The sequence below is a fragment of the Ketobacter alkanivorans genome, assembly GCF_002863865.1.
In the GTDB taxonomy this organism is placed as follows: Bacteria; Pseudomonadota; Gammaproteobacteria; order Pseudomonadales; family Ketobacteraceae; genus Ketobacter; species Ketobacter alkanivorans.
Genome location: NZ_CP022684.1, coordinates 1654476 through 1677756 on the forward strand (window position 1 = coordinate 1654476; position 23281 = coordinate 1677756).

At 51.1% G+C, this 23281-nt stretch carries 18 protein-coding genes; 9 read left to right on the plus strand and 9 right to left on the minus strand.

All coding sequences use genetic code 11. The features are described 5' to 3' along the window. The 3 genes from Kalk_RS07095 to Kalk_RS07105 are packed head-to-tail and all read right to left on the minus strand — an operon-like array spanning window position 1 to window position 3054. The gene (locus Kalk_RS07095) at window positions 1–522 is read right to left on the minus strand and encodes a ferritin-like domain-containing protein (protein WP_101893524.1); all 522 of its coding nucleotides are present in this window, start codon (window positions 520–522) and stop codon (window positions 1–3) included. Beyond that, on the minus strand, window positions 519–1325 hold the full coding sequence (locus Kalk_RS07100; RefSeq protein ID WP_199768025.1) for a 2-oxoacid:ferredoxin oxidoreductase subunit beta: 807 nt from the start codon (window positions 1323–1325) through the stop codon (window positions 519–521). Before Kalk_RS07100 ends, Kalk_RS07095 begins: the two co-directional genes overlap by 4 nt. After that, the gene (locus Kalk_RS07105; protein ID WP_158643354.1) at window positions 1318–3054 is read right to left on the minus strand and encodes a 2-oxoacid:acceptor oxidoreductase subunit alpha; all 1737 of its coding nucleotides are present in this window, start codon (window positions 3052–3054) and stop codon (window positions 1318–1320) included. The genes Kalk_RS07100 and Kalk_RS07105 overlap by 8 nt, the downstream gene beginning before the upstream one ends. Window positions 3055–3264: 210 nt before the next feature. Between Kalk_RS07105 and fabV the strand changes: the two genes are divergently transcribed. Beyond that, window positions 3265–4446 (plus strand): enoyl-ACP reductase FabV, encoded by a 1182-nt coding sequence (fabV, locus tag Kalk_RS07110; protein WP_101893527.1) that lies wholly within the window; start codon window positions 3265–3267, stop codon window positions 4444–4446. A gap of 59 nt (window positions 4447–4505) precedes the next feature. On the opposite strand, the gene Kalk_RS07115 is transcribed toward fabV, so the two are convergent. Both Kalk_RS07115 and Kalk_RS07120 read right to left on the minus strand, forming a co-directional pair. After that, on the minus strand, window positions 4506–5984 hold the full coding sequence (locus Kalk_RS07115; protein WP_101893528.1) for an N-acyl amino acid synthase FeeM domain-containing protein: 1479 nt from the start codon (window positions 5982–5984) through the stop codon (window positions 4506–4508). Between the two features lie 233 nt (window positions 5985–6217). Next, window positions 6218–8608, minus strand: coding sequence for an efflux RND transporter permease subunit (locus tag Kalk_RS07120; RefSeq protein WP_101893529.1), 2391 nt, complete (start codon window positions 8606–8608; stop codon window positions 6218–6220). 125 nt (window positions 8609–8733) lie between these two features. Here Kalk_RS07120 and Kalk_RS07125 point away from each other — a divergent pair, with 125 nt between their 5' ends. From Kalk_RS07125 to Kalk_RS07140, 4 genes are all read left to right on the plus strand, one after another. Then, on the plus strand, window positions 8734–9354 hold the full coding sequence (locus Kalk_RS07125; RefSeq protein ID WP_101893530.1) for a TetR/AcrR family transcriptional regulator: 621 nt from the start codon (window positions 8734–8736) through the stop codon (window positions 9352–9354). Between the two features lie 111 nt (window positions 9355–9465). Next, on the plus strand, window positions 9466–10938 hold the full coding sequence (locus Kalk_RS07130) for a cytochrome P450 (RefSeq protein WP_101893531.1): 1473 nt from the start codon (window positions 9466–9468) through the stop codon (window positions 10936–10938). A gap of 194 nt (window positions 10939–11132) precedes the next feature. Next, on the plus strand, window positions 11133–11783 hold the full coding sequence (locus Kalk_RS07135) for a DUF2959 domain-containing protein (protein WP_101893532.1): 651 nt from the start codon (window positions 11133–11135) through the stop codon (window positions 11781–11783). A gap of 198 nt (window positions 11784–11981) precedes the next feature. Beyond that, entirely contained in the window at window positions 11982–13694 is a 1713-nt protein-coding gene (locus tag Kalk_RS07140; RefSeq protein ID WP_158643355.1) for an OmpP1/FadL family transporter, read from the plus strand. Between the two features lie 93 nt (window positions 13695–13787). Here Kalk_RS07140 and Kalk_RS07145 read toward each other — a convergent pair whose 3' ends face one another. After that, window positions 13788–14855 carry an SDR family oxidoreductase gene (locus tag Kalk_RS07145; protein WP_101893534.1) on the minus strand — a complete coding sequence of 356 codons (1068 nt, stop codon included), beginning with the start codon at window positions 14853–14855 and terminating at the stop codon, window positions 13788–13790. A 174-nt stretch (window positions 14856–15029) separates the two neighbouring features. On the opposite strand from Kalk_RS07145, the gene Kalk_RS07150 reads away from it, so the two are divergent. After that, window positions 15030–15563: a hypothetical protein gene (locus Kalk_RS07150; protein ID WP_101893535.1), complete on the plus strand. Its 534-nt coding sequence runs from the start codon at window positions 15030–15032 to the stop codon at window positions 15561–15563. Here the strand turns inward: Kalk_RS07150 and Kalk_RS07155 are convergent. After that, window positions 15556–16023, minus strand: coding sequence for a MarR family winged helix-turn-helix transcriptional regulator (locus Kalk_RS07155; RefSeq protein WP_101893536.1), 468 nt, complete (start codon window positions 16021–16023; stop codon window positions 15556–15558). The two genes, Kalk_RS07150 and Kalk_RS07155, sit on opposite strands and share 8 nt — an antisense overlap. A gap of 89 nt (window positions 16024–16112) precedes the next feature. Between Kalk_RS07155 and Kalk_RS07160 the strand changes: the two genes are divergently transcribed. After that, window positions 16113–17282, plus strand: a complete 1170-nt coding sequence (locus Kalk_RS07160) for a metallophosphoesterase (RefSeq protein ID WP_199768026.1) — start codon at window positions 16113–16115, stop codon at window positions 17280–17282. Between the two features lie 13 nt (window positions 17283–17295). Beyond that, window positions 17296–18651: an MATE family efflux transporter gene (locus Kalk_RS07165; protein WP_101893537.1), complete on the plus strand. Its 1356-nt coding sequence runs from the start codon at window positions 17296–17298 to the stop codon at window positions 18649–18651. A gap of 5 nt (window positions 18652–18656) precedes the next feature. On the opposite strand, the gene Kalk_RS07170 is transcribed toward Kalk_RS07165, so the two are convergent. Further along, complete coding sequence (locus Kalk_RS07170) at window positions 18657–20060, minus strand: DUF945 family protein (protein ID WP_101893538.1); 1404 nt, start codon at window positions 20058–20060, stop codon at window positions 18657–18659. 139 nt (window positions 20061–20199) lie between these two features. Between Kalk_RS07170 and Kalk_RS07175 the strand changes: the two genes are divergently transcribed. Beyond that, on the plus strand, window positions 20200–20706 hold the full coding sequence (locus Kalk_RS07175) for an arsenate reductase ArsC (RefSeq protein WP_101893539.1): 507 nt from the start codon (window positions 20200–20202) through the stop codon (window positions 20704–20706). Here Kalk_RS07175 and Kalk_RS07180 read toward each other — a convergent pair. Further along, window positions 20670–23213 (minus strand): EAL domain-containing protein, encoded by a 2544-nt coding sequence (locus Kalk_RS07180; protein ID WP_158643356.1) that lies wholly within the window; start codon window positions 23211–23213, stop codon window positions 20670–20672. The genes Kalk_RS07175 and Kalk_RS07180 overlap by 37 nt on opposite strands. Between the last annotated feature and the right edge of the window lie 68 nt (window positions 23214–23281).

Genomic DNA, 23281 nt, shown 5'->3' on the forward strand with positions numbered 1-23281 from the left:
CTACTCTGGCATATGGGGCGGATCAAAATCCGTAGGATCCAACGTCACAGCGCTGCTCTGCAATTGTTGCAGGCGCGCCTGCACTGCCTGCACGTGTTCCTGCTCTTCATGGGCAAAGTTTTCAGCCATAGCCCTTAACCCAGGGTCGGGGCTACGGTTAGCCACATCGGCATAGAAACTTTGTGCGCTCTGCTCCACTTCCAAAGCCAGCTGCAACACCTGCTCTGCCGTCATTAGATAGTGTACGCTGCTATAATGAAATACTTCCGGGGACTCTTCCTTTGGCCATGAGTATTCCCATGCCTGCAACGTTGGCAACGCTTTACCTGCTGCCAGTTTCACTACCTCTGCAGCATGATGTTCACTGTAACCGGCAAGCTCAGTAAGCAGATCATGCAGAGGCCGGTTATTGTGTACAGCCATTGCGTTGGCCAGTTCATAGAGCCGTTCTGCGGCTTCTTGCTCAAGGGCAACGCTGTGGGCCAGAAACACCGCTTCATCCTGGTAGAGTAATTGGCTCATAGGGCGAATCCCCTTCTAATATCGCTGCTGCCTTGCTGCTCATGTGTGACTGGCCATACTGGTCTGGGGTTACGATAAAAAACACCTTTGGCGAAACCATCATCACCATGTAGAAAATTGGCAGCGGCCACCGGATCGGCGGTGCAAACTTCCTCCAGATGAACAATATCTTTCCACTGGGCCTGTTCCGGGCAGAAGGTAACACACTGACTGAGTACCTGCACAAACGCAAAACCAGGATGCTGAACAGCATCATAAAGAATTTTCGCCAAGCCGTTAGGATCGCCAGAGTGACCGCGCGCGATAAAACTGGCTCCTGCAGCAAGTGCAATGGCACACGGTTGAAACGGCCGCACCTCCGGGCCATGAGGCGTGAGCTTGCTGTGATCCCAATGCTCTGGTGTAGTCGGGGATGCCTGACCTTTTGTCATACCGTAAACTTCGTTATCCATCACCACATAGACAATATTCACATTGCGGCGACAGGCATGAATAAAGTGATTGCCGCCAATGGAGAAACCATCGCCGTCTCCGCCCAGGGCGATAACGTTAAGTTCTGGTCGCGCCACCTTTAAGCCCGCCGCAACCGGCAAGGCTCGACCGTGTACACCATGAAACCCATAACTGTTCACATAGGCAGGCAGGCGCGAGGAACAACCAATACCGGACACCAGCACTGAACTTTCCGGCGCTTGTTCCAAAGCTGAAAAAGCCTTGGTGATGGCGTTCAGTACGCTGTAGTGCCCACACCCCGGACACCAGATGGGCTTAACATCTGATTTATAATCTTTGGCTTTAAGCACGATTCAATCCCTCAACTTGCTGCAGTATTTCCACAGGGGTAAACAGGCGTGGGCCTGGGCGGTGGTAGCTGACAAAACTCAAACCAAAGGAGCGTAAATAGCGGGCAAACTGGCCCAGATGATTTTGCTCAACAACCAACACCTGATCCACCGCGTCCATGCTCTGCTGAATAAATTCCAGGGGCAATGGAGACAGCAGGCGTACACCCACGACGTTTACTATTACCCCCTGATCTTGCAATAGCCGTTGCGCTTCCAGAGCAATAGGGTAAAGCGATCCCCAACACAGCACCAACACACGGGCGTTGGGCAAAATACTCTGCAGCCCCCACTGATCTGAATCTGCCAAGCTCTGCAGTTTGCGTTCACGCTTATCCAGCTGCAGCTCATGGTCTGCCGCCTTGGGAGAAGGAATAGCCGCCTGGCTGTGCTCCAGACCATCGGCAGTGTATGCGGTGCCCGCCTGCCCTGGTACAGCCATCGGAGAAACACCTGAATCGGTATTCAAGTAGCGAAAGTAACGCTCGCCTTGCATCTGCGATGATTCAGGCGGCTCGGCTTCAGGCGATAACAGGGCGGCCTTAAAACCGGTTGTCGGTAATGGAGCCAAAACCTGTATGGATTGCCCCAGAAACTGATCAGACAATACGATTACCAAAGTCTGCCGCTCACTGGCCACTTGCGTGGCCCAGGCCATAACGTGATGACAATCTTCTACCGAAAGGGCGCTCATCACCACATGAGGGGCATCCCCATGCAACCCGTACACTGCCAGATTAAAATCGCTTTGTTCGGCTTTGGTGGGTATACCTGTCGAAGGCCCGCCTCGCATCACGTTAAGCACCACCAGCGGGGTCTCACTGGCCACCGCCAGGCCCATAGCCTCACTCATTAGCGCAAGCCCCGGCCCGGAAGTCGCCGTCATGGCAGGCACGCCACCATAGCCAGCACCGATGGCCATATTCACCGCCGCCAGCTCGTCTTCGGCCTGCATGAGATGGCCACCGACCGATTCAATTTTTCCCGCCATCCACTCCAGCGCATCTGAGGCAGGGGTAATGGGATAAGCCGCCACAAAACGAACGCCCGCCTCAAGCGCACCCAACCCAGCTAACTGGTTGCCTGTGGCCAGCCAGCGTTCTTCACCTTGATATTGCTCAGCCATAGGAGGCTCGATAGGAATGGGCGTGGTGCCGGCCAGCTCGGCACCCGCCAACGCCACTTGCTGAGCCAGGGCGATGGTATCCTCGCTGTGCTTATGTAAGCGCTGCTCGACCGACGCTGCCACCTGAGCTGAATCGCAACCCAGCCAGGCCGCCACATAGCCAAGCAGCGCAATATTACTGTGAGTGGAGCCCATCTTCTGCGCCAGCCCGGTAAAATCCAGGCTCGCGACCGACAAACCCTCAGGTATCGAGGCCGGGCGGGCACCGGCTGCGGTATCTCCAATGACCACGGTTGAAGGCTTAAGCGGTATCTCATCAGCGAAACGTTGGAAATTCGTCCAATCCAACACCAGCAACAGGTCGATCTCGCCCCCAAAGCTGGCGAGGGGGCGGGGGCCAAAGCGAATAATTGCGGCAGACTCCCCCCCTCGTATCTGAGGCCCGAAGGTTTTACACAGAATGCCGAACAAGCCGGTACGAGCCGCAGAGCGCAGCAACATTTCACCAAGAGCTACGACGCCGGTTCCACCAGAACCGGTCATAGCGAGAGTAAGCGTCTTCATTCTCCAATCTGTTCCTTCATGCATTAAACCAAAACCAACTCTAGCACCATTGCAAGTCAAACGGCTTGCTCTGGCTCAACCCCAGGCAAATTGTAAGAAATCATAAAATTTGCCCCCGCTGCCGGGCTGTCAACTGGCCATCCCCAGGCCACACCATTAGAATGAGCGCATTATTAAGCCACACAAAGAACACAACAAAAGGTATCAGGAATGGTCATCTCCCCAAGGGTAAAAGGGTTTATCTGTACCACAGCTCACCCCGCTGGTTGCGCCGCAAACGTGCAGAAGCAGATTGATTTCGTAAAGCAGCAGGGTGAAATCAGCAATGCCCCCAAGCGCGTATTGGTGATCGGGGCTTCCACTGGATATGGCCTGGCCTCACGCATCACGGCAGCCTTTGGCGGAGGTGCCAGCACCATCGGCATCTTTTTTGAAAAACCGGCCCAGGGCAAACGCACTGCATCGGCTGGCTGGTACAACTCCGCTGCATTCCAGCAAGCCGCCGAAGCCGCCGGTCTGTATTCCAAAAACATCAATGGCGATGCGTTCTCTCACGAAATCAAGGCCAAGGCCATCGACTTGATCAAAGCTGACCTTGGACAAGTGGATCTGGTTGTTTATAGCCTGGCATCACCCCGCCGCCAACACCCTGACACGGGCATACTGCACTCATCAACCTTAAAGCCCATCGGCAAAGCGGTCACCCAAACCGGGCTGGATACCGATCGTGAGGTCATCAAGCAATTCACACTAGAGCCCGCCACGCAGGAAGACATTGACAATACCGTCACCGTGATGGGTGGCGAAGACTGGGAAATGTGGTTGAGCGCACTGAATAAGGCAGGTGTATTGGCACCGGACTGCAAGACCACCTCCTATACCTATGTTGGCGAAGAAGTTACCCGCGACATCTATTGGGATGGCACCATCGGCGCAGCCAAGAAAGATCTGGATCGTGCCGCCGACACCTTGCGACAAGACGGTTTTGATGCCCGCGTATCGGTACTGAAAGCCGTGGTCACACAGTCCAGCTCAGCCATCCCCGTGATGCCCCTGTATCTGGCACTACTGTTTCGCGTTATGAAAGAACAGGGCACACACGAAGGCTGCATTGAACAAATCTATCGTTTATTCAGTGAATGCCTGTACAACGACAGCCCCCGACGGGATGACGCTGGGCGTAACCGGGTTGATGAAAAGGAAGTCAATTCAGAGGTTCAACAACAAGTAGAAGCATTGTGGCCTCAGGTCACCACGGAAAACCTGAATGAGATAAGTGACTTCAGAGGATTTCGCACTGAGTTCATGCAACTATTTGGATTTAACGTTGATGGCGTAGACTACGAGGCAGATGTAGACGCTGAGGTTCCCGTGAACAACCTGGTGGAATAAGCGGTAATAAGGAAGACGAAAAAGCCTTCGAAGAGAGCCGCTAAACAGCGGCTCTCTTGTTAGCGGCTGTTGGCTCGCTTCCAATTATAATATACACCCTGACACTGTTTGCCGTAGCGCGCTTTGGCGTAAGCGCTAAACTCGCGCCAGCGCAACGTCAAACCAAACAGCCAACAGCTTCCATAGACACGCATTTTCTCTACCAGGGTGTAGTCAATAATACGGCGCTTATATAAATACAAACTCACGCCACCCCAAACGCCCCACCAAGTAACAGGATTCATGCCTTTGCCCCACTTCGTGGTTAGATCATCCATGACCAACACGCTCATTTTCAAATCGCGGTACTTGGGCTGCACAAAACTGAAACCCGTATCCTGAAAGCCCACCGTTTTATACATGCTCATTAAATATTTATCGGTACTTATGACAATGTAGTTGCGGCCATTCATCATGGCGTACTTATAAATGTGCTCAAACATGCCATGAAGAATATCAGTATCTCGGTAACCTTTATCCAGGCACATAGCGGCCACCTCAAAAAGCTGCTCATAAGGTGGCAATTGAGCGAAATCTGCTTCAGGCATCAGCATTTCAATTTCCATCGGTTCTACTCCACGATCACCGATTATGATCGTGGCTGTGCCGATGGCTTTGCCCTGGTGATATACAACAAGGATACGACTATAACGATCAAAGAAATATGACAGCTTCTTCAGGGGTGCATTAACATCAACCTTACGCACTGCTGCATAGTTACGTCGCCGCAGCGCCAGCACATCCTCATACTCTTGCTGGGTTTCGACAAATTTGAATTGCACCAAACCTTTGACGAAGTAAGAACGCAACCCGGAGCGCCGCAAATCTCTGGGAGTTCTTTTTAGATAATGAAAACAATACTGCGCCAGTTGTTTTTCGACAGCCTTGGTAAGCGCACCAATACTGACAAAACAGCGCTGCACATTGTCCTCATCGTAAGATACATCGGAAACGACCCCATCAATGGTTTGATCTATATCAAACACACCCAGCCGCAAAGTAATGCGCATACCACTAAACAGGATACAGCCCGCATCAATACCGGTGATAAAAAATCCATTGGCAGACAAGCTTTCTATATCGAAATAATGTTTCTGCCGATAAGAAAACGGATGTTGAAACTGCCCTCGAATTGTATTCTGACGGGACAGTTCTATAGGTGTCAGAGCGCCATGAGCACAGCCCACCTCGTGCTCAATCACTGCTGATACTTTGATTTTATCCCCATTAACCTGCCGGTCTATAATCAGCCCCTGCACGTTATAGTGCATACCCAATAGCGGGCTGACGATCAGCTTAACGACTTCACCGACTCTCAACTGCGCCTTATATTCCTCAGGCAACAGCATGGCAAAACCCAAGCTCGAAATATCCAACAGCGTTACAGGAACCCGGCGCGACCCAGCTAGCCAAGTCGCAACCACCCCATGATTTCCATTCAATTGTTGCCGAACAATACGGCGCCCTTCCCTGGATGAAAACTTAATTGGTGTTTCCATACAGGCTACGTCTTTTCAGGTTGCTTAAAAATCCATGTTCTGCAGCGGAGATAATGCTTCCCCAAAATTCAACCGCCGCAACAGTGTTTATAATGTAATCACTTTCCCATCAATTGCCAAACATTATTTGGTTAACGAAAGATACCTTTAGGTATTCAATGTAAACTGCCGTTCACATAAAGCCTTACTGCATTTTATATGTAACCGGTTCGTACAGGTGTTTATTCAATTGGTTATCCTGCGCCTTCCAAATTGAATTCAGCTGCATTCGGCGCGCTGCCCGTTGTAGATGCACCCTGATTATCTCTGTGATCGACAAACAAAAGCATAGGAACAAAGAATAGAAAATTCACGGCCAACGCCACCGCCACGGTGATTGCAGTCAACATTCCCATCGATGCATTGGGATAATAATGGGAGAAAGACATCATGCCAAAATTGGCGGATATCACTAAAGTGGTAGCCACCAGCGCAATCCCGACTGTCTTAAATGCGTAACGTGTTGCCTCTATACTGGAAAGCTGGCCTTCCTCTTTTGCTCGAGTGTACTTACTCAGGAAGTGCACGGTGTTGTCGATAACGATCCCTAAAGTCATACAGGCTACAATGCTAACGGATATACCGATCTGCCCATCGATCAATGCCCATATACCAAAGGAAATAATCGCCGGAAACAAATTAGGCAGCATACTGAGCAAACCGTATTTTACTGAGCGCAATGCCACCACTAACAACAAGGATACCACCACCAACGCCAACGCCGTGCCTACCAACATCCCCTGGCCATTCTGATAGGACAGCTCCCCCAACAGCAGATCGAAGCCCACGCCACGCACCTGCATGTAAGAAGGTAGATTATCTGCAATCCATTGATCCGCACGCCGCTCAAACGCCAGAATTTCATTAGAGCTAACGCCTCCCAGCAAGACATTCACCCGCACCGATGATTGATCCATATCTATCTGATTTTCAAGACCTAAACCAAAAGGTAGCGACATCTGGAACATCAAGGTGTACTGCGATATCAAATCCCTCTGCGCTGGTATTTGATAGAACGATGGATCACCTCCATTCATATCGCGATTTAAACGCTTGATGGTGTCTGAAAAACTTGAAACGTACTCAACTTCCGGCTGCTGACGGGCCCAATGCGCAAAGCGATCGAGCCCTTGCATGTACGCAGGCTCCATAATGCCGGAGGATTCTCCCGATGGAAAAGCAAACTGCAAACGATGGTTTCCCGTTAACTCATTTACCATAAACTCAGTAGCACGGCGCACTTCGTACGTTTCATCAAAGTACTCCATCCATACATCGTTGAACTCATTTTTTGCGCTAAGCAAAGCCAGAATGAGAAAAACTGTACTGGATACTATAAACACAGGCTTGCGATGATCTACCACAAAATCAGCAAAGCCATCCATAATACGATGGTCGTGATCGCCACCTCTGAACGTTTGTTGTGGTAATACGACAAGCATAGCGGGTAAAAACACAACACTTAGAAACCACGCTGCCATCACGCCGATTGATACCATGTTCGCCATGTCTGCAAACGGTGGCGACTCTGAACTATTCAAAAACAGAAACCCGATAGCAGTGGTGAGACTGGTTAAAAAGACGGGTTGCGTATTAATACGCAGGCTCTCATAAACGGCTTGTTGTTTGTTCGCGCCACTGCGGATTTGGTGCTGATATGAAATCAACAAGTGAATACTATCGGCCACCGCCAGGGTTAGTATAATGGCAGGTGCACCCCCCATTACCGGCGTGATCTCGACACCAAACCAAACGATGGTTCCCATTGCAATCACGATAGAAAGCATTATCACCAGCATGGTCTGAATAACCGAAACGATACTGCGCAACATGATAAACAGACAAAACAAAATCGCTACGCCACTGTAAATGGACGTTGAGCTTAGTTCGTTTTCGGTAGTGGAGCGGGAGGCACTTTTGAAAGCAACGATACCTGACAGCATGATGTCCACATTCGGGTGTTCTTTCACAATCTGATCCCGAAGATTTTCAACATACTCCATGATCATCGGTGCATCCTGACCTCGTCGGTCATCCGTAATCACCGTAACGGCAACCGAAGCCGCATGACCACTCTCAGACACAACATTTTTTACCAAATTCGGCTCTGCCAGCGCGATGCGTTTGATGTGCTGGAGCTCTTCATCGCTAAGACTGTCTACATCACCCACCAGATCCAGAACATTCAGCTCATCACCATCCACCAGGGTATGCTGGAAATTGGTCAGCGAGTCCACCCGTTGGGTTTTTGGAATTGCCCATGCGGCGTCCGTCAGTTGTTGCAGAAGTTTCAGATTATCCCGTGTGAATACGTCGCCGTTATGAGGGCGAACAATAATAATGACGTTATCATCCTTGCTAAAGCGATCCTCGAGTTCGACCAGGCTCTGCATGCCTTTATTATCATCAGCAAACAGCGCTCTGGAATCGTTGTTAAACTCCATAAAACGCATGCCGTAACCGGACATTGCCACCCAGGCCAATGTGATAAAAATGCACACCCACGGGTGATTTATGATGAATAAATGCACTTGTGCGATTGGGCCGGGCTTAACGTCCCGACCCATAAACGGATCGAACTTCATATTGCTATCTCTTTGAATTATTTTGATATTTGGCTTTTTTATAGGCAAAACAACCAGACTTGCCGGTCACTCGCAATTGCTATACGATCGTATAGTCAACTCAATCTGTCAATAGATGATGAATAATGAATCAGGACGATAAACAACCAAGCCGCCAGGAAATTCTTATCGCAGCGGCCACTCTGTTCTCGGAACAGGGGTACAACGGAACCTCATTTGCTGCAGTCGCCAAGGCCAGCAATCAAAGCAAGGCGCTGGTGCAATATCATTTCGCCAGCAAAGAAAACCTATGGAAAAGCGCAGTACGTCATCTGTGGGAGCAGCGCAACAATGCGCTTCCCCACTACCTGGATGAACAGGTTCTGGCAGAACTGGATAACGAGGCTCAGAGCCAGATGATTCGCCAGCTGTGTCGCGGCCTGATCCGCTTCACAGCCGATAACCCGCAGTGGGTAAAAATCATGTATCTGGAATCCTCAGCTCCCGGCCCCCGCCTGGACTGGATGGTAAGCGAATTCATTCAACAGGATTTCAGCTCCGGTATCGCCATGGTTGAATTAGCCCAGCAACGTCATTTGCTGCCCCCGGCGGACCCTATGAGCGTGCTCTATATTTTGGGGGGAACCGTAATTCATTACGTCAACGTCGCCCCCATCACACAGCGGGTAATGGGGTTTGACCCTTTCAGCGACGCCCAAATCGATCAATATGTAGACAACTTTATAGGCATTCTGCAACGCCCATGACCGAATAGTTCTTGCTTTTGTGCTGCTCGCCAAATTAGTATACGGCGTATACCTGATTTAACATTCATTAAGACACTACAACAAGAACAAGCGCTAGCAGAGGAGCAAACCATGACCACTCATGCACAACTGCCGCCGGGGCCAAAAGAGTTCAAATTCAAGCAAGCCATGAAAATGGGGCTGAGCATCTACGATTACCTGCAGCAATGTGGCGACGAGTTTGGCGATGCCTTTACCTTGAATCTGCCGGGTATGGAGCCCATGGTGTGGGTCAGTCGGCCCGACATGGTTAAAAGCTTTTTCAGCCTCAAGCCAGATGAAATCGATCAATCCAAACTGGCAATCCCCATCGACATAGGTGACAACCAGACCGGGTTTCTCAACAACGAGGAACACGCCCATTCACGCAAGGTGGTCATCCCTTCCTTGGTTTCTAGACGATTACACGACCGCGCCAACGTCATGCATGAAATCATCACTCAACACATTGATGCCATGAAACCCGGCGACCAGTACGATGTGCCACGGCTGATCGGCGATATGACTCTGGACATTGCCTGCTACACATTGCTTGGATTGCGCGAAGGCGAAAAGAAAGAGCGCTACAAGGAACTGATGCTGCACTGGATTCAGGCTTCCACCAATAACACCATGTTTTTGATCGGCACGCTGTATGGGCCATCCAAGTGGCGCAACCGACTGCACAAGGCCTATCTGAAGAAAACCGCCAGCGGTGACTTTGGCACAGGTAAAAAAGGCATTTTGCCATGGTCTCACTCGATTGAGCTAAAGGCACAACTGGCGGATCTGATGCGCAAGGACATTCACGAAGCCCGCCAGACCCCGGACAGTGGCCGAACTGATCTGCTCTTCACTGTCTCGAATGCACATTATGAAGACGGCGAGCTGCTGTCTGAAGAACGGGTAATTTCTGAATCCATGGGGATGCTGGTGGGCGGCCATGAGACCAGTGCAGCGACGTCCGCATGGTACATGTTGTGGCTGTTGAAAAACCCCGATGTGTACAAAAAGATGCACGACACCGTACTGGCATCCATTGCCGAAGAAGGCAAGCTCGACCCCATGAAAATTACTGAGGTGCCTTATCTGAACGCCTGCCTCTCTGAATCCCAGCGCCTGACCCCCTCGGCTGTAGGCACCATGCGCTGCCTTATTAAGGAATGCAAAATCGGCCCGCTCACAATTCCTGCCAACACCAACGTACTGGCGGCGGCCTATCTCACCCACCGCCGCAAGGACATCTGGGGCGAAGATGTATTGGAATACCGGCCGGAACGCTGGCTGGAAGGCAAACAGCCCAGCCCATTCGAATACTATCCGTTTGGTGGCGGTCGGCGCGCCTGTGTTGGCTCCAACCAGGCAAAACAGCAAATGCGAATTATCTTTGCCGAGCTGGCACGACGGGTTGAGTTTGACTCGCCCTATGCCAATAACGATGAATGGCCAGGGCAGATGCAGGTCAGCGGTCAAACCGAACCCCAGGGCGGCGTGCCCGTCACCGTTACTAAAGTGCGCCCTGCCAGCTATGGCTTACCAGAGTCTAGCCTGCAAGAGGCCAGTTGATTTTCCCGACTCTTATTCACCGGTACGGGCAATAGATCCCACTTTGCGGTTGCCGAAGCGATTTGGCAGCCGCTTTTTTATCGTGCTCACTGCCCTCCTGGCGCCCCAACCCTTGCGTCATTCCATGGCAATATCAGGTTCAGCTGGTATCATGAGCCCGACATTTACCCCTTACCCAAAGAGAGACTGACCCGATGCCGTTGATTCGCACCGCCCTCCTCAGTTGTTTGCTTGTTTTGATCAGTGCCTGCCAGAGCATGTACTACGATGCCATGGAACAGGTGGGCTACCACAAACGAGATATTCTGGTGGATCGCGTTGAAGAGGTGCAGGATGCTCAAAAAGAAGCGAAAGAGCAGTTCGCCTCCGCCCTGGAACAGTATCAAGCACTGATAAAAATTGAGGATCAGGATCTGCTGGACAAATACAATGCGCTCAACGATGAGTTTGAGGACAGCAAGGAAGCGGCCCAACAAGTGACTGACCGCATCAACGCTGTGGAAAGTGTGTCCGAAGCATTGTTTGATGAATGGCAAGATGAGCTGGCCCTCTACAGCAACGCCAACCTTAAAAAACAAAGCGCGCAAAAACTGGCAGCCACCCAGAAAAAATACAATGCACTCATCAAATCCATGCGTTTAGCGGAATCACGCATGCAACCGGTCTTAGGGGCACTGCAGGATCAAGTGCTTTATCTGAAGCACAATCTGAACGCCCGTGCGATAGACGGCCTGAAAGGTGAACTGAGCACCATTGAAACCAATGTCGCCCGCTTGATTAGCGACATGGAAAAGTCCATCGCCCAATCAGAAGCCTTTATTGCAGAGTTAAATCAAGCCGGTTAATAGCCACATAACCCGGGGTAATCTTCATGATTGCCCCGGTTTCTACCCATCTGCCCCCTGTGCATTTTCGGCCAATATACAACTTGTGACTGGCAATTACAGTAAACCTGTTGACCCTTTTTTCTGATAGAACTAGAGTACCAACAAAGACCGCAGAGTCATTTAAACCCAATATATTCATTACCAATAAAAATAAAAATGATGAAAAAATCAGCTATTACCGTATCGCTGGCAATGGCATCGAGCCTGCTGGCCACCGAGGCTTCTGCCCAATTACTGCATAACCTTTCCATTGGTAACCCCAAGGCATTGGGGATGGCCCATGCCGTCACCGCTGATCCTCCAGGCATTGATTCGATTCACTTTAATCCAGCCGGGTTGATCCGCATCAAGGGTCGCCAGGCCAACATAAAAGCCTTAATCGCCAATGTCAGCATCGACTCCAAATTCGGTGATCCGGTACTGCCCACCGATATCTTCGATTACCCTTACGATCCCAATGATGCAGATCCGAATCCCATCAGCGACAAACAGCTGTACTACAACCTGAACGTCGATTGCCAAAGCCAGTACCCCATCAGCGACCCGGCAGACGTGAGTGAAGTATCGTCCGCCCACGACCAGTGCTGGGGAGTCGACCCGGTTGCCAACACCAGCGTATCCACCGGCAACCCGGTAATGATGGTGCCCTTTATGGGCTTGCAAGAAACTCCGATTCTATTGCTGCCCATGGGTGGTATGGCTTTTGAAGGCCCCACCGGGGATTGGGCCTTTGGTTCAGCGGTGTATGTACCAGAAGGTATTGGCTACACCCGCGAGCTTGATGAGGGCGGCGCGTATCAGGGCCACCAGGTAGGCCTTACCCGCCTCACCTACTTTTCACCCACGCTGGCCTTTCGCGTCACAGACACACTGTCCGCGGGTATCGGCATGACCTTTTCCTATCATGGCCTGGGGATCAAAACCAAATTCCGCGCCGGCGGCATGACCATCGGCTATCTGCGCAGCCTGAATACCATTCCAGGAGACATTCTGCCGAATATTGAGCTGGGGCCTTATGACAACGTAGGCCTGCTCACCATGGAAATGGAAGACCTGTTTTCGGTGGGCTTTAGTTTCGGCATGCTATGGGAAGCCAATGACTGGCTCACACTCGGCTTCAAATATCAGAGCGAGCAAGTGTCAGAGCTGGAAGGCGACTACAGCATGGAATACAGCGAAACCTTCGTGCACACCATGGAAGGACTGCAAGGCGGCCTGGATGCACTGCTGCCTATATTGGATGGTGCCCGTGTAGCCGCCGTGCCGGTACAAAAGGGTACGGTTAAATCCGAATACATTGTGCCTCAGAACGTGGCCTTCGGTGCTTCACTACAGGTTCTACCCAGACTGAAAGTAAACCTGGACGCCAAGTGGATTGAATACAGCCGCTGGGATGAACTGACGTTTACCTTCAGCCAAAACAATGATTTCCTGATATTGGCCAGCGTGATCAACAAGTTGGCGGGGATGAACTATGCTGACCCTGACGAATTGCGTATTCCACGCAAATATGAGGATGTTTGGTCCTGGGCTCTTGGTGCAGAATATCAGTTCAACGATAACATTGTATTACGAGCCGGATACGAGCCACGCACCTCGGCCATTCCGGAAGACCGAACCGACTTGCTGTTCCCCATAGGTGACGCGGATCTGTTCACTGCAGGGATCGGCTGGCAGTATGACAACATCACGCGGTTTGATGCAGCGTTTGGTTACATGCATTCCAAAACCAAAACCGATGCCTGTCAGTCTCGTAATGCCAATAGCTGCGTCGAAGGGGATGTGGTGTACAACCCGTATTTCGCAACACCGTTCGAGAACGAGGTTAACGCTTATCTGGTGGCGCTGTCGGTGGATCGCAAGTTTTGATTATAGACTTCCCCCAATAAAAAAGGCCGCTTAACATAGCGGCCTTTTTACGACTGATAGCTTCTGTTTATGTACTTTGCGACTACAGCACTATCAACGAATCAAACCATCATCAATCAGCTGCTGGAAATGATCCACGAATGTTTGCTCCAATGGATGGTACTGAAGCCCCAGCCGGGCCTTACTGCGGCTGTTATCAAACTTCAGCGGATGACCCGCATTCTGCTCGATAAAGCGCGGCTTGGCGCTGGGATCCATTACCCGACCAAACCACTTCACGATGAACTTCGGCAGCTCGAAAAGCGGAAACTTATAACGATTACCAAACTTTTGTTTCAGAATACTGGCCACCTCCAGCATGGAAGGCTCACCATTGGAAACAATGTGACGCCCTTCTGCATCCGAGCGAAAAGCGGCTTCCACATGGGCACGAGCCACATCACGCACATCCACCCAACCCAGGCGCATATTCGGCACACCGGGCCACAACTTGCCGTTACCCAAGCTGCGCAGGGTATCAATACTGGTGGAATGACTGTATTTGGTTAATGCCGGGCCACCCACCATGCTGGGATTAATGGTCACCAAGCGCCAGCGAGACTGGGCATCGTGAATTTTCCATGCCTCCTTTTCTGCCAGAAACTTGGAGTAGGAATAAGGCTGGTGATCCAGGCTGCTGGAGAAGTTCCAATCCTCTTCGTTGAAAATACCGCGGGGGTTCTTTTTAAGATCCGCATTATCGCCAAACACGGCCGCAACGCTGCTGGTCAGCACTACCCTCTTAACGCTGTCTGTGCGATTGGCGGCCTCCAGTACATTACGCGTCCCCTCCACCGCCGGTTTAATTAACGCCTGTTCCGCATCTTTGAAGCCCCGCACTACAAAAGGCGAAGCCGTATGCATGACAACTTCACAACCCTGAATAGCTTCATCGAAGCTACCCTCATCCAATAGATCAGCCTTAAATAACTTAAGAGTTCCTTTGGGTGCGGATTCGGCAATCTTATTCAGCGGCCCAACGGATTTTTCATTCTGTAAGTCACGCACTGTTCCGTGGACCGTACAGCCCTCTTCCAATAGATATTTGATAATCCAGTTGGCAATGTAACCTGACGCACCCGTCACCAGTATGGGTTTGGTCTTATCGATGATCTGTTCCATGTTTAATCCGTTGCTTGAGCGGTAAAACCCGAACCCTAAGCCAATTCAGCAGGCAAAACAATAGCCATAAAGCCAAACACTGCGGCTCTTCATACACCGACCAAATAGTCAATTATGGTTGATCATGTGGTCGGTGGGAGATAAACTCCCCATTAATATGAATACGGGATAATAATGATGCTGGAATTTATTCGTGAATACGTGGGCCCCTATTATCTGATCGTAAAGTTCGTGCATGTGTTTGCGGTCATGGCCTGGTCCTGGAGTACGGCTGTTGCCTACACCTCTTATCTAAAACCGGCGTATATCCGATGGCGCAGGAAACCTTCGGATTCGGCACTGAAACAACAGAGAAATGCAGCATTCGAACAATTCGATCGGGGGGCAATCATAGAACACACTGCGTTCCCGGTGCTGCTGGTCAGTGGCGGATTACTGTTTATGTTGGGTGGATGGAATCTGGACTTCAACTGGCTACTGTTTAAACTGGGTATCGTAGCATTTGTCTTCGTTCCCATTGAGATTTTCGATTACTGGTTATCGCATTTCGGTGGTAACAAGCGCTACATCAAGCGCACGGGAACAGACGAAAAATACGAGCGATATATTCAGCATCATTGGACGTTTTTCCGTATTACCACACCACTGATCACGATATTCATGCCCATGGTGATTTTTCTCGCAATCGTTAAACCTGCCTTTATTTAGCTTCAAATACAGGCCCGGGAGGCCGCTCCAATATAGCCCGCAAAGCCTTGGCCTGCTCACCACCTATGCGGCGGGCCAGCTCTTGCTCCAGTTCATACAACGCCTTCGCCGCCTGCCGACCTTTCTCCATGCCGGCTTCGGTGGGTAGAATTCGCCGGCTGCGTTTATCTTCACTGTCCACCACCAGCGCCAGCAATCCCCGCTCTACCAATTCGTTGACCGTTTTGTTCACTGCCTGTTTGCTTACGCCTATATGACGGGCAATGTCCACTGCCGTATTGCGGCCTTCAGCCAAATTCACAAACACCGCCGACTGGGCCTTGCTGAAAGCTTTTTCACCATCAGCAGCCAATGCTTGCTGCAGGCTGTTATCGAACCATTCATAATAATTCAACAGCAGTTGCATTAAATTGGTGGGATACCCCAGATCAAACTGCTCGGATACTTTTTGTTTAGACATAAACGGTGTCCACAGAATTTGCGTCAGTATACACTGGTGACCAGCCACCTTACACTTTGAGCCCCACTCCACGTGACCGAGGTTACACTGTGCGCCGCACCAGCAAATTGATTTTGGCACTGTACACTGTATCAGCGTTGATGCACCTTTATGTAGGATTACGCCTCATACCTGCGCTTTCTTATGTGGAAAGCGGGCGCTGGACTCTGGTGCTTTTACTGATCCTGTCGACCGTTCTCATCCCTCTTGCCATGATTCAAAGCCGCAAGGATCATTCCCTGCTGAATACTCTGATCATCTGGTGCGGTTTGGTTTTTATGGGCTTTCTGTCCAGCCTGTTTGTCTTCACCCTGGTAAGGGATGGGTTAATTGTATCGCTTTGGGTGGCGCAATGGAGCACCGGCCATTCACTGCTTAGCGATCAATGGTTGAATATCAGCGCGTTGACTGTGGTCATTGGCAGCCTGCTGCTAAGTGCTGTTGGGTTCGCCAACATCTGGTTCGGGCCACGGGTGGTGAAAGTAGACATTCCCATCAGCGATCTACCTGAAGGGCTAAGCGATTTCAACATCGTGCAATTGAGCGATGTTCATATCGGCCCTACCATTAAACGCCGTTTTCTGAATAAGGTAGTGCAGCGTGTCAATCGCCTGCAAACCGATGCGGTGGTGATTACCGGTGACTTGGTAGACGGTAGAGTCAAACGTCTTGGAATGGAGGCGACACCCCTGGCAGAGCTGCAGTCCCGTTACGGCTCGTTTTTCGTAACCGGTAATCACGAATACTATTCCGGTGCCACTGAGTGGATTGATCTACTACAGCAACTGGGTATACGGGTGCTGATGAACGAGCACGAGTTAATTCATCACAACGAGGAACAGGTTGTGATGGCAGGGATCACCGATTACTCAGCCCATCAATTTGATGAAACTCATCGCAGCAATCCTCAGCAGGCTTTGCGTAATGCACCCAAAGATGCAGGCCTGAAAATACTGCTGGCCCACCAGCCGCGATCCTTGTTTCAGGCGCGGGAATGCGGCGCCCAGGTACAACTTTCCGGCCACACCCACGGTGGCCAGTTCTGGCCGTGGAATCACTTTGTGCCATTGCAACAGCCATTCACCAGCGGCCTGCACTGGTTTGAAACCATGTGGATTTATGTCAGCCGAGGCACCGGCTACTGGGGGCCACCGAAACGATTTGGCGCACCCTCTGAAATAACCCTGATTAGCTTCAGCAAGGCTGATTTGCCGGAATGAACGATCTGTCTAAATGAACAAGCACCCAAGTCGCAGCCCGGGCCACGCCCCAAGCTATCTACATATTCTGCAATTAACCTGGCCTATCATTCTGGCCAACAGCGCCACGCCCCTGCTCGGCCTGGCGGACACCGCCATTATCGGCCATACCGCCAGCCCCCAGCACCTGGGCGCCATTGCCCTGGGCGCACTGTTGTTCAATTTTGTTTATTGGGGCTTCGGCTTCTTACGCATGAGCACCACCGGCTTTGTGGCTCAGGCTGCGGGCCGCGATGATAATCAAGCCATTGTGGAAACCACATTGCGCGCTCTACTGATGGGCGTTTTGATCGGCCTGGGACTGATGTTGTTGCAGTGGCCTCTGCTGCACACTGCCCTGACACTGTTCGGTGCCAGCGACACGGTGGAATACATAGCAGCACATTACTTTTCTATTCGCATCTGGGGCGCACCGGCCACCTTAGGCACCTACGCTTTGATGGGGTATTTGATTGGCCGGGGCCTAAGCCGAACGCTGCTGGTGGTGCAACTGATTCTGAACGGGCTCAATATCACCTTGGATTATCTGTTTGCCGGTTATTGGGATATGGGGGCTCGTGGCATTGCATTGGGCACAGCCCTGTCGGAATGGATCACATTTGTTATTGCACTGCTGCTGGTGTATCGACATCAACTAAGTGCTGCCCGCACCCATCTCAACCTGCGCTGGCGTCAACTTGTAGTACGAGAAAAACTGATACCGGTACTGAAAGCAAACGGCAACCTGATGATTCGCACCTTGTTTTTGTTATTAGGCTTTGCTGTATTCACCGACCAAAGCGCCCGGTTTGGCGACATTACCCTGGCAGCCAATCATATACTGCTCCAGTTTATCTCCTTCAGCGCATTTTTTCTGGATGGCTTTGCCTTTGCAAGCGAATCCCTGGCGGGGCGGGCTCTTGGCAAAGGTCAACGAGAGAGTTTCTTGATCACGATCAAGCGTTCGACACTCCTGGCCGCCGCAACCGCTCTATTATTGGCGGCATTCATTCTGGCATTCGGTGACAGCCTTCTGGCCTTACTTACAGACCTCCCGGACGTACAGCGCGCGGCATCCTCATATCTCGCCTGGTGCGCACTGTATGTGGCCGTATCGTTTGCTGCGTTTCAGTTAGACGGCTTGTTCATCGGCACTACCACCACCGCTGCGCTGCGCAATGCATCCGTGCTCTCCACCTGTAGTTTCCTTCTACTTTGCTATTGGTTAACAGCCCATTACGGTAACACCGGCCTGTGGGCTGCCTTTATCGGCTTTATTCTCTTGCGCGCGGTGTTTCTGGGAGCCGCCTTCGGCTCCATTACCCGCAGACTAGACCAAACACATCCTTAAAACGCTTACTGTGCCAGTTCGGTTTCTGCCTCCATGTCAGACTCAGTTTCCGGCGCCATGGCAGACTGCAGCAACGCATCAATCGGCACAGGGCTGCCATTTAATAGCAATATGCCATCCGCCAGCCTTACCTGCATGACGAGCTTGCCGTCCTGCGGCATCAACAACCCTTGCTGCACAAAAGGCATCAAAGAATCAGCAAGCGGGCTTTGCAATATAGACTGTTCGTCCAGTTCCACATCCAGATCCCCTTTGAAAGCCTGTAAATACTGCATCGGATCTTCTACTTGCGAAAGGGGTGTCGTTCCAGGCAAACCAACAAAACTTAACGCCATCTCTGCACTGTGCCCTGTACCCAGAGCCTGCACATCAAGCCGCTGCGAAAAACCCAAGCCCGGCTGCAGTAACTCTTGCATTATCTGCTCCATTTTGGCTTCCAGTTCAGGGGGCAGCTCCGGCTCACCCGCTTCATCCAATGGCAACTGTCCGGCCTGGCTCAGCTCCTGAAGCTGCAGAGAAAAGTCAGACCAGGCTTCCAACCCCGCAGGAGACAGCCCAGTAAATTCCAGATGCCAGCGGCCAGAGGTGATCGGCAGCGGAGATTCCACGCTGTCGACCTCAATCGTCTGAAAGTAATCCAACTTACCCTGATTCAACTGGGTTCCACTATTAAGGTTCAAGCCCTGTATTACGGTGGATACCTCCTTCCCCGTGATAGACACACTGGGGAAACTAAACACGGTCTCACCGACCATAGTGTAGGGATTTTTGCCCTGATAACTCATCGACCCAGACGACTCAGCCACATCCATAACGTATCCCGTGGTCAGAACACTGCTGGCATTCACCCGCATAGAACCATCGAATTTGGTAAGATTGGCATCGGTAATGAGGCTGGCATTGATACCACCAAAGCGAATGTGATCGTCGCCATGATCCGCTTCATATGCTGCAATGGTGATTTCGGTGTGCGCAGACTGATCCAAATTGATCAAAGTACGAACAGTCAGCGGAGCGGCCTGCATCCACTCAGACAAAGCCTGCTCAACCCCGGCAACATCTGACCCCGACAAAGAAAGGGAACCGTAACCCAACCCAAACCTCAGCCCCAAATCTGTCAGCAGCACTGGGCCATGATAAAAATCAGAGCGCACCAGAATGTTTATCGGCTCGCTGGTATATTCCGCGGCCCCCAGCCATTGCTCCAGATCCAACTCCACCCGGGTCACCGCACTTGAGCGAAACCATCCCCTGTCGTAGGATTCACTGAACAGCATCACCCCCGGCTGTTTCGGCATTGCGCCAATGCGCTGCAAATAAGCCTCTTTCAACTTAATACCAGAGACCATTGGAAAGCTCAGCAACACCCCAATCGTGATAACCACCACGTAAACCGCTAATTTCTTCATTCAAGAACCTTTAATCTTTATATTTCTGATAGTTACGATTAACCGCATAACAATAATAGCGAAGCCTGAAACAATTTGCCGGATTCTGCATCAAACTGTCGAATGGCGCTCATTTACAAGATACATAATAAGGACTTTCATGAACCCGAGACCAGCCCGGATACTGTTTCTTTGCACCCATAACCGCTGCCGCAGCATCCTGGCAGAAGCACTGACCCGTCATCAAGGCGCCAATTACCTGATCGCGGCCAGCGCTGGCAGCAGCCCAGAGGGTCAGGTTCATCCAGACACCCTGACCAACCTGCGGCAACGGGGTGTGAACATTGATGGCCTACACAGCAAATCCTGGCATGAGATGGCCGAGTTCGCTCCTGACTACGCCGTAGCGGTTTGCCAACAAGCGGCTGGAGAAGCTTGTCCAACCTGGATGAACAACGTTCCCATGGTGCATTGGGGCCTGCCCGATCCATCCAAAATCACTCAATCTGCCACCGAACGGCAACAGGCCTTTACGGATGTTATGGATACCATCGAGAAGAAAATAGCGATCTGGGTGGGATTGTTGCAAGCAGACAGCAGCGGATTGCGCTTTCGCGAAGCAATGGACAGTCAGCTGGCGCGACGCAGCACCCAATCGCGAAACTGAGATACCGGCATGGGCTTGGCCAGATGGAAGCCTTGTACCCGATCACAACCCAAGCGGGTTACACTGGTCAGGGTGTCCTGGTCTTCCACGCCTTCTGCGACAGTCTGTATCTGCAACGCCCGCGCCAGCTTCACGGTGTTTTCCACGATTCGATAATCGCTGTCGTTACGCCCCATCTGGCTTATAAAACTGCGGTCTATTTTAAGCTCATGTATCGGTAACCGGCTCAGATAAGCCAACGACGAATAGCCAGTTCCGTAATCATCCAGTGCGATACTGCAACCCGTCGAGGCCAGCTGGTTCAGGTTTTCTATCACCGTTTCAAAATTATCACTGGTGGTGGTTTCAGTAACCTCGAACACCACCTCTGACAGGTTAATCATATATTTATCGGCCATAGCGGTGACAAATGAAATCAGTTTCGCTTCCATCAGGTTCTGAATTGAAAGGTTAATACTCAACGTAAGGATATGCCCGTTCTCATTAAAACTGCGCAATACGGTAAACGATTCCTCGATAACAAACCGGGTCAGCTCAGGCATCAACCCGGCCTCTTCGGCCACCTCGATAAACTCAACAGGGGACACCACACCAAACTTCTCGCTATTCCAACGCAACAGCACTTCCGCTCCGCACAAACGATTGGATCGACAGTCAAACTGCGGTTGCAGATACAACTCCAGATCTCGGGCAGAAATCGCATTGATCAGCTCACCTACAATGGCCAAACGACGCCGACCGTATGCATCAATATCGGAACTGTAGATAGTGACATCCTCCGGCGTGCGGGAACAATAGTCCCTGGCGGCACTGGCATGCTGCACCAGCAGATCCGCTCTGTCGCCGTGTCTGGGATAGGTGGCGATACCGCAAAATGCTTTCAGTCGGGTCGACATACCCCCTACATCAAAGGCTGTTTCGCGCAAGTGCATCAGGTGATCGACAAAGTCATGTACCGATCGATAGCCCTCTCCCATTTTCACTAAAAAAGCCAAGCTACCAAATTCAGTGACTGAAACAAAAAAGCGCTGCGATGTTTCAACGGCTATGGACTGGATGTCCCCGCATAATTCGCTGTTAACGCGAATCGCCACTTTGGAAAACAAATCCTCCGCAAGACGACGCCCCATCGATGAAGATATTTCCTTGAATTGAGGAAATGAAAACAGCACTAAAGCAAAGGAATCGCACCCCGATCGGTGATCGATCAACTCACCCAATCGGTTTAACAGAAAAGCATCATTCGGAAACTTGGTAATGGGATCATGCAGGGCCTGTTCCAGCGCCTGCTCCTGCACCTGCACGGTGGCATACTGGGCCGCTTTCATCTTCTCCATGGCGATCAGCTTGTGACGGCGCTCTTCTTTAATTCTATGGGCCAGGGCAAACGAAAACAAAAGCGCCTCCAACATGGAGCCCCCCTGAAAAGCATGATTGGTTAACCGCGAAGGCGCAACCCAGCCAAAAATATTGGCCAGATACAGGCTTGTCCCCAACACAAAAGCCGCTGTGGCAAACACAAAATAACGGGCAATCTCTACGCCGGAAAACAATGATCCGACGCCTGCAACCAACACCAGCACCATGGAGATCACACCCACACAGCCTGCCAGGAATGCCCCCGACTCTGGTGCATACATCACATAACCTGCAACCAGCAAATTGCCCACACACATGGCTTTCATTGCCAAACGCAACCATGGCTTGAGGCAGTCGTTGCTCAAAAAACTGAGGGAGAAACACAGCAGCCAGAACAGGGCCAAACAGGCCGAAACCGGCAGCACGTAGCCGGTAAGCTCGGGGTTAGCCCACAAATAACGCGCCCCTAGCCCGGATATAGCAAGCATCAGCATCACCAATGACACCAACGTCATCACATAATAACCATAGGTCTTGTCGCCCATGGAGATAAACAAAAAACTGTTATACAGCAAGAGCGCTACTATCACGCCAAAATACAGCCCCCACAGCAACGCTTCCATGTTCTGCCGGGCAACCAGGTATTCTACAGTCCAGAGTTCCACCGGCATTTGCAGCGAGGTTGTGGATTCAATGCGTAATAGAAAATCCACCTTTCCGGACAATTCATCAGGAATAGGGAAATTAATATTATTGGAGCGGAACGTTTTGGGATCCTGGCGTATCTCACGCAGGTTACTGCGCCACAACAGCTTCCGAGATTGCTCGGAAAACGCAAACACTTCGACATCCTGCAACAATGGATAAGGAATAACCAAATGCCAGCGATTCGACTGATACGTTGTTAAATCCAGGCTCAGTTTCAACCAGACGGCGTAATCCACAAAACCGAAGTTGAGTACTTCACCGCCGGTATTTCGCACCCACTCCGACTGCGCCAACGCATCACTCGGCAGCAATTCCTTACCATCATCAATAACATAGCTAAGAAATGCATTTAGATTGTAGTAGTCGTAATTGGGCTCATCTGCCTGTGATGTCGCTGCATACAACGAAAAACTGGCTAGAAAAAAACCAGCAAGCAGCAAACTCCCGAATCGGCAAGGCCTTTTCCAAGTCCTCGTCGAAAAGTTGAATCCGTTCAATATTCTACACT

Bases quoted from the DNA above. Each gene is read 5' to 3' on its own strand.
- Kalk_RS07095 (WP_101893524.1), bottom strand. From the start codon at position 522: ATGAGCCAATTACTCTACCAGGATGAAGCGGTGTTTCTGGCCCACAGC.
- Kalk_RS07105 (WP_158643354.1), bottom strand. From the start codon at position 3,054: ATGAAGACGCTTACTCTCGCTATGACCGGTTCTGGTGGAACCGGCGTC.
- fabV (WP_101893527.1), top strand. From the start codon at position 3,265: ATGGTCATCTCCCCAAGGGTAAAAGGGTTTATCTGTACCACAGCTCAC.
- Kalk_RS07115 (WP_101893528.1), bottom strand. From the start codon at position 5,984: ATGGAAACACCAATTAAGTTTTCATCCAGGGAAGGGCGCCGTATTGTT.
- Kalk_RS07120 (WP_101893529.1), bottom strand. From the start codon at position 8,608: ATGAAGTTCGATCCGTTTATGGGTCGGGACGTTAAGCCCGGCCCAATC.
- Kalk_RS07125 (WP_101893530.1), top strand. From the start codon at position 8,734: ATGAATCAGGACGATAAACAACCAAGCCGCCAGGAAATTCTTATCGCA.
- Kalk_RS07130 (WP_101893531.1), top strand. From the start codon at position 9,466: ATGACCACTCATGCACAACTGCCGCCGGGGCCAAAAGAGTTCAAATTC.
- Kalk_RS07135 (WP_101893532.1), top strand. From the start codon at position 11,133: ATGCCGTTGATTCGCACCGCCCTCCTCAGTTGTTTGCTTGTTTTGATC.
- Kalk_RS07140 (WP_158643355.1), top strand. From the start codon at position 11,982: ATGATGAAAAAATCAGCTATTACCGTATCGCTGGCAATGGCATCGAGC.
- Kalk_RS07145 (WP_101893534.1), bottom strand. From the start codon at position 14,855: ATGGAACAGATCATCGATAAGACCAAACCCATACTGGTGACGGGTGCG.
- Kalk_RS07150 (WP_101893535.1), top strand. From the start codon at position 15,030: ATGATGCTGGAATTTATTCGTGAATACGTGGGCCCCTATTATCTGATC.
- Kalk_RS07155 (WP_101893536.1), bottom strand. From the start codon at position 16,023: ATGTCTAAACAAAAAGTATCCGAGCAGTTTGATCTGGGGTATCCCACC.
- Kalk_RS07165 (WP_101893537.1), top strand. From the start codon at position 17,296: ATGAACAAGCACCCAAGTCGCAGCCCGGGCCACGCCCCAAGCTATCTA.
- Kalk_RS07170 (WP_101893538.1), bottom strand. From the start codon at position 20,060: ATGAAGAAATTAGCGGTTTACGTGGTGGTTATCACGATTGGGGTGTTG.
- Kalk_RS07175 (WP_101893539.1), top strand. From the start codon at position 20,200: ATGAACCCGAGACCAGCCCGGATACTGTTTCTTTGCACCCATAACCGC.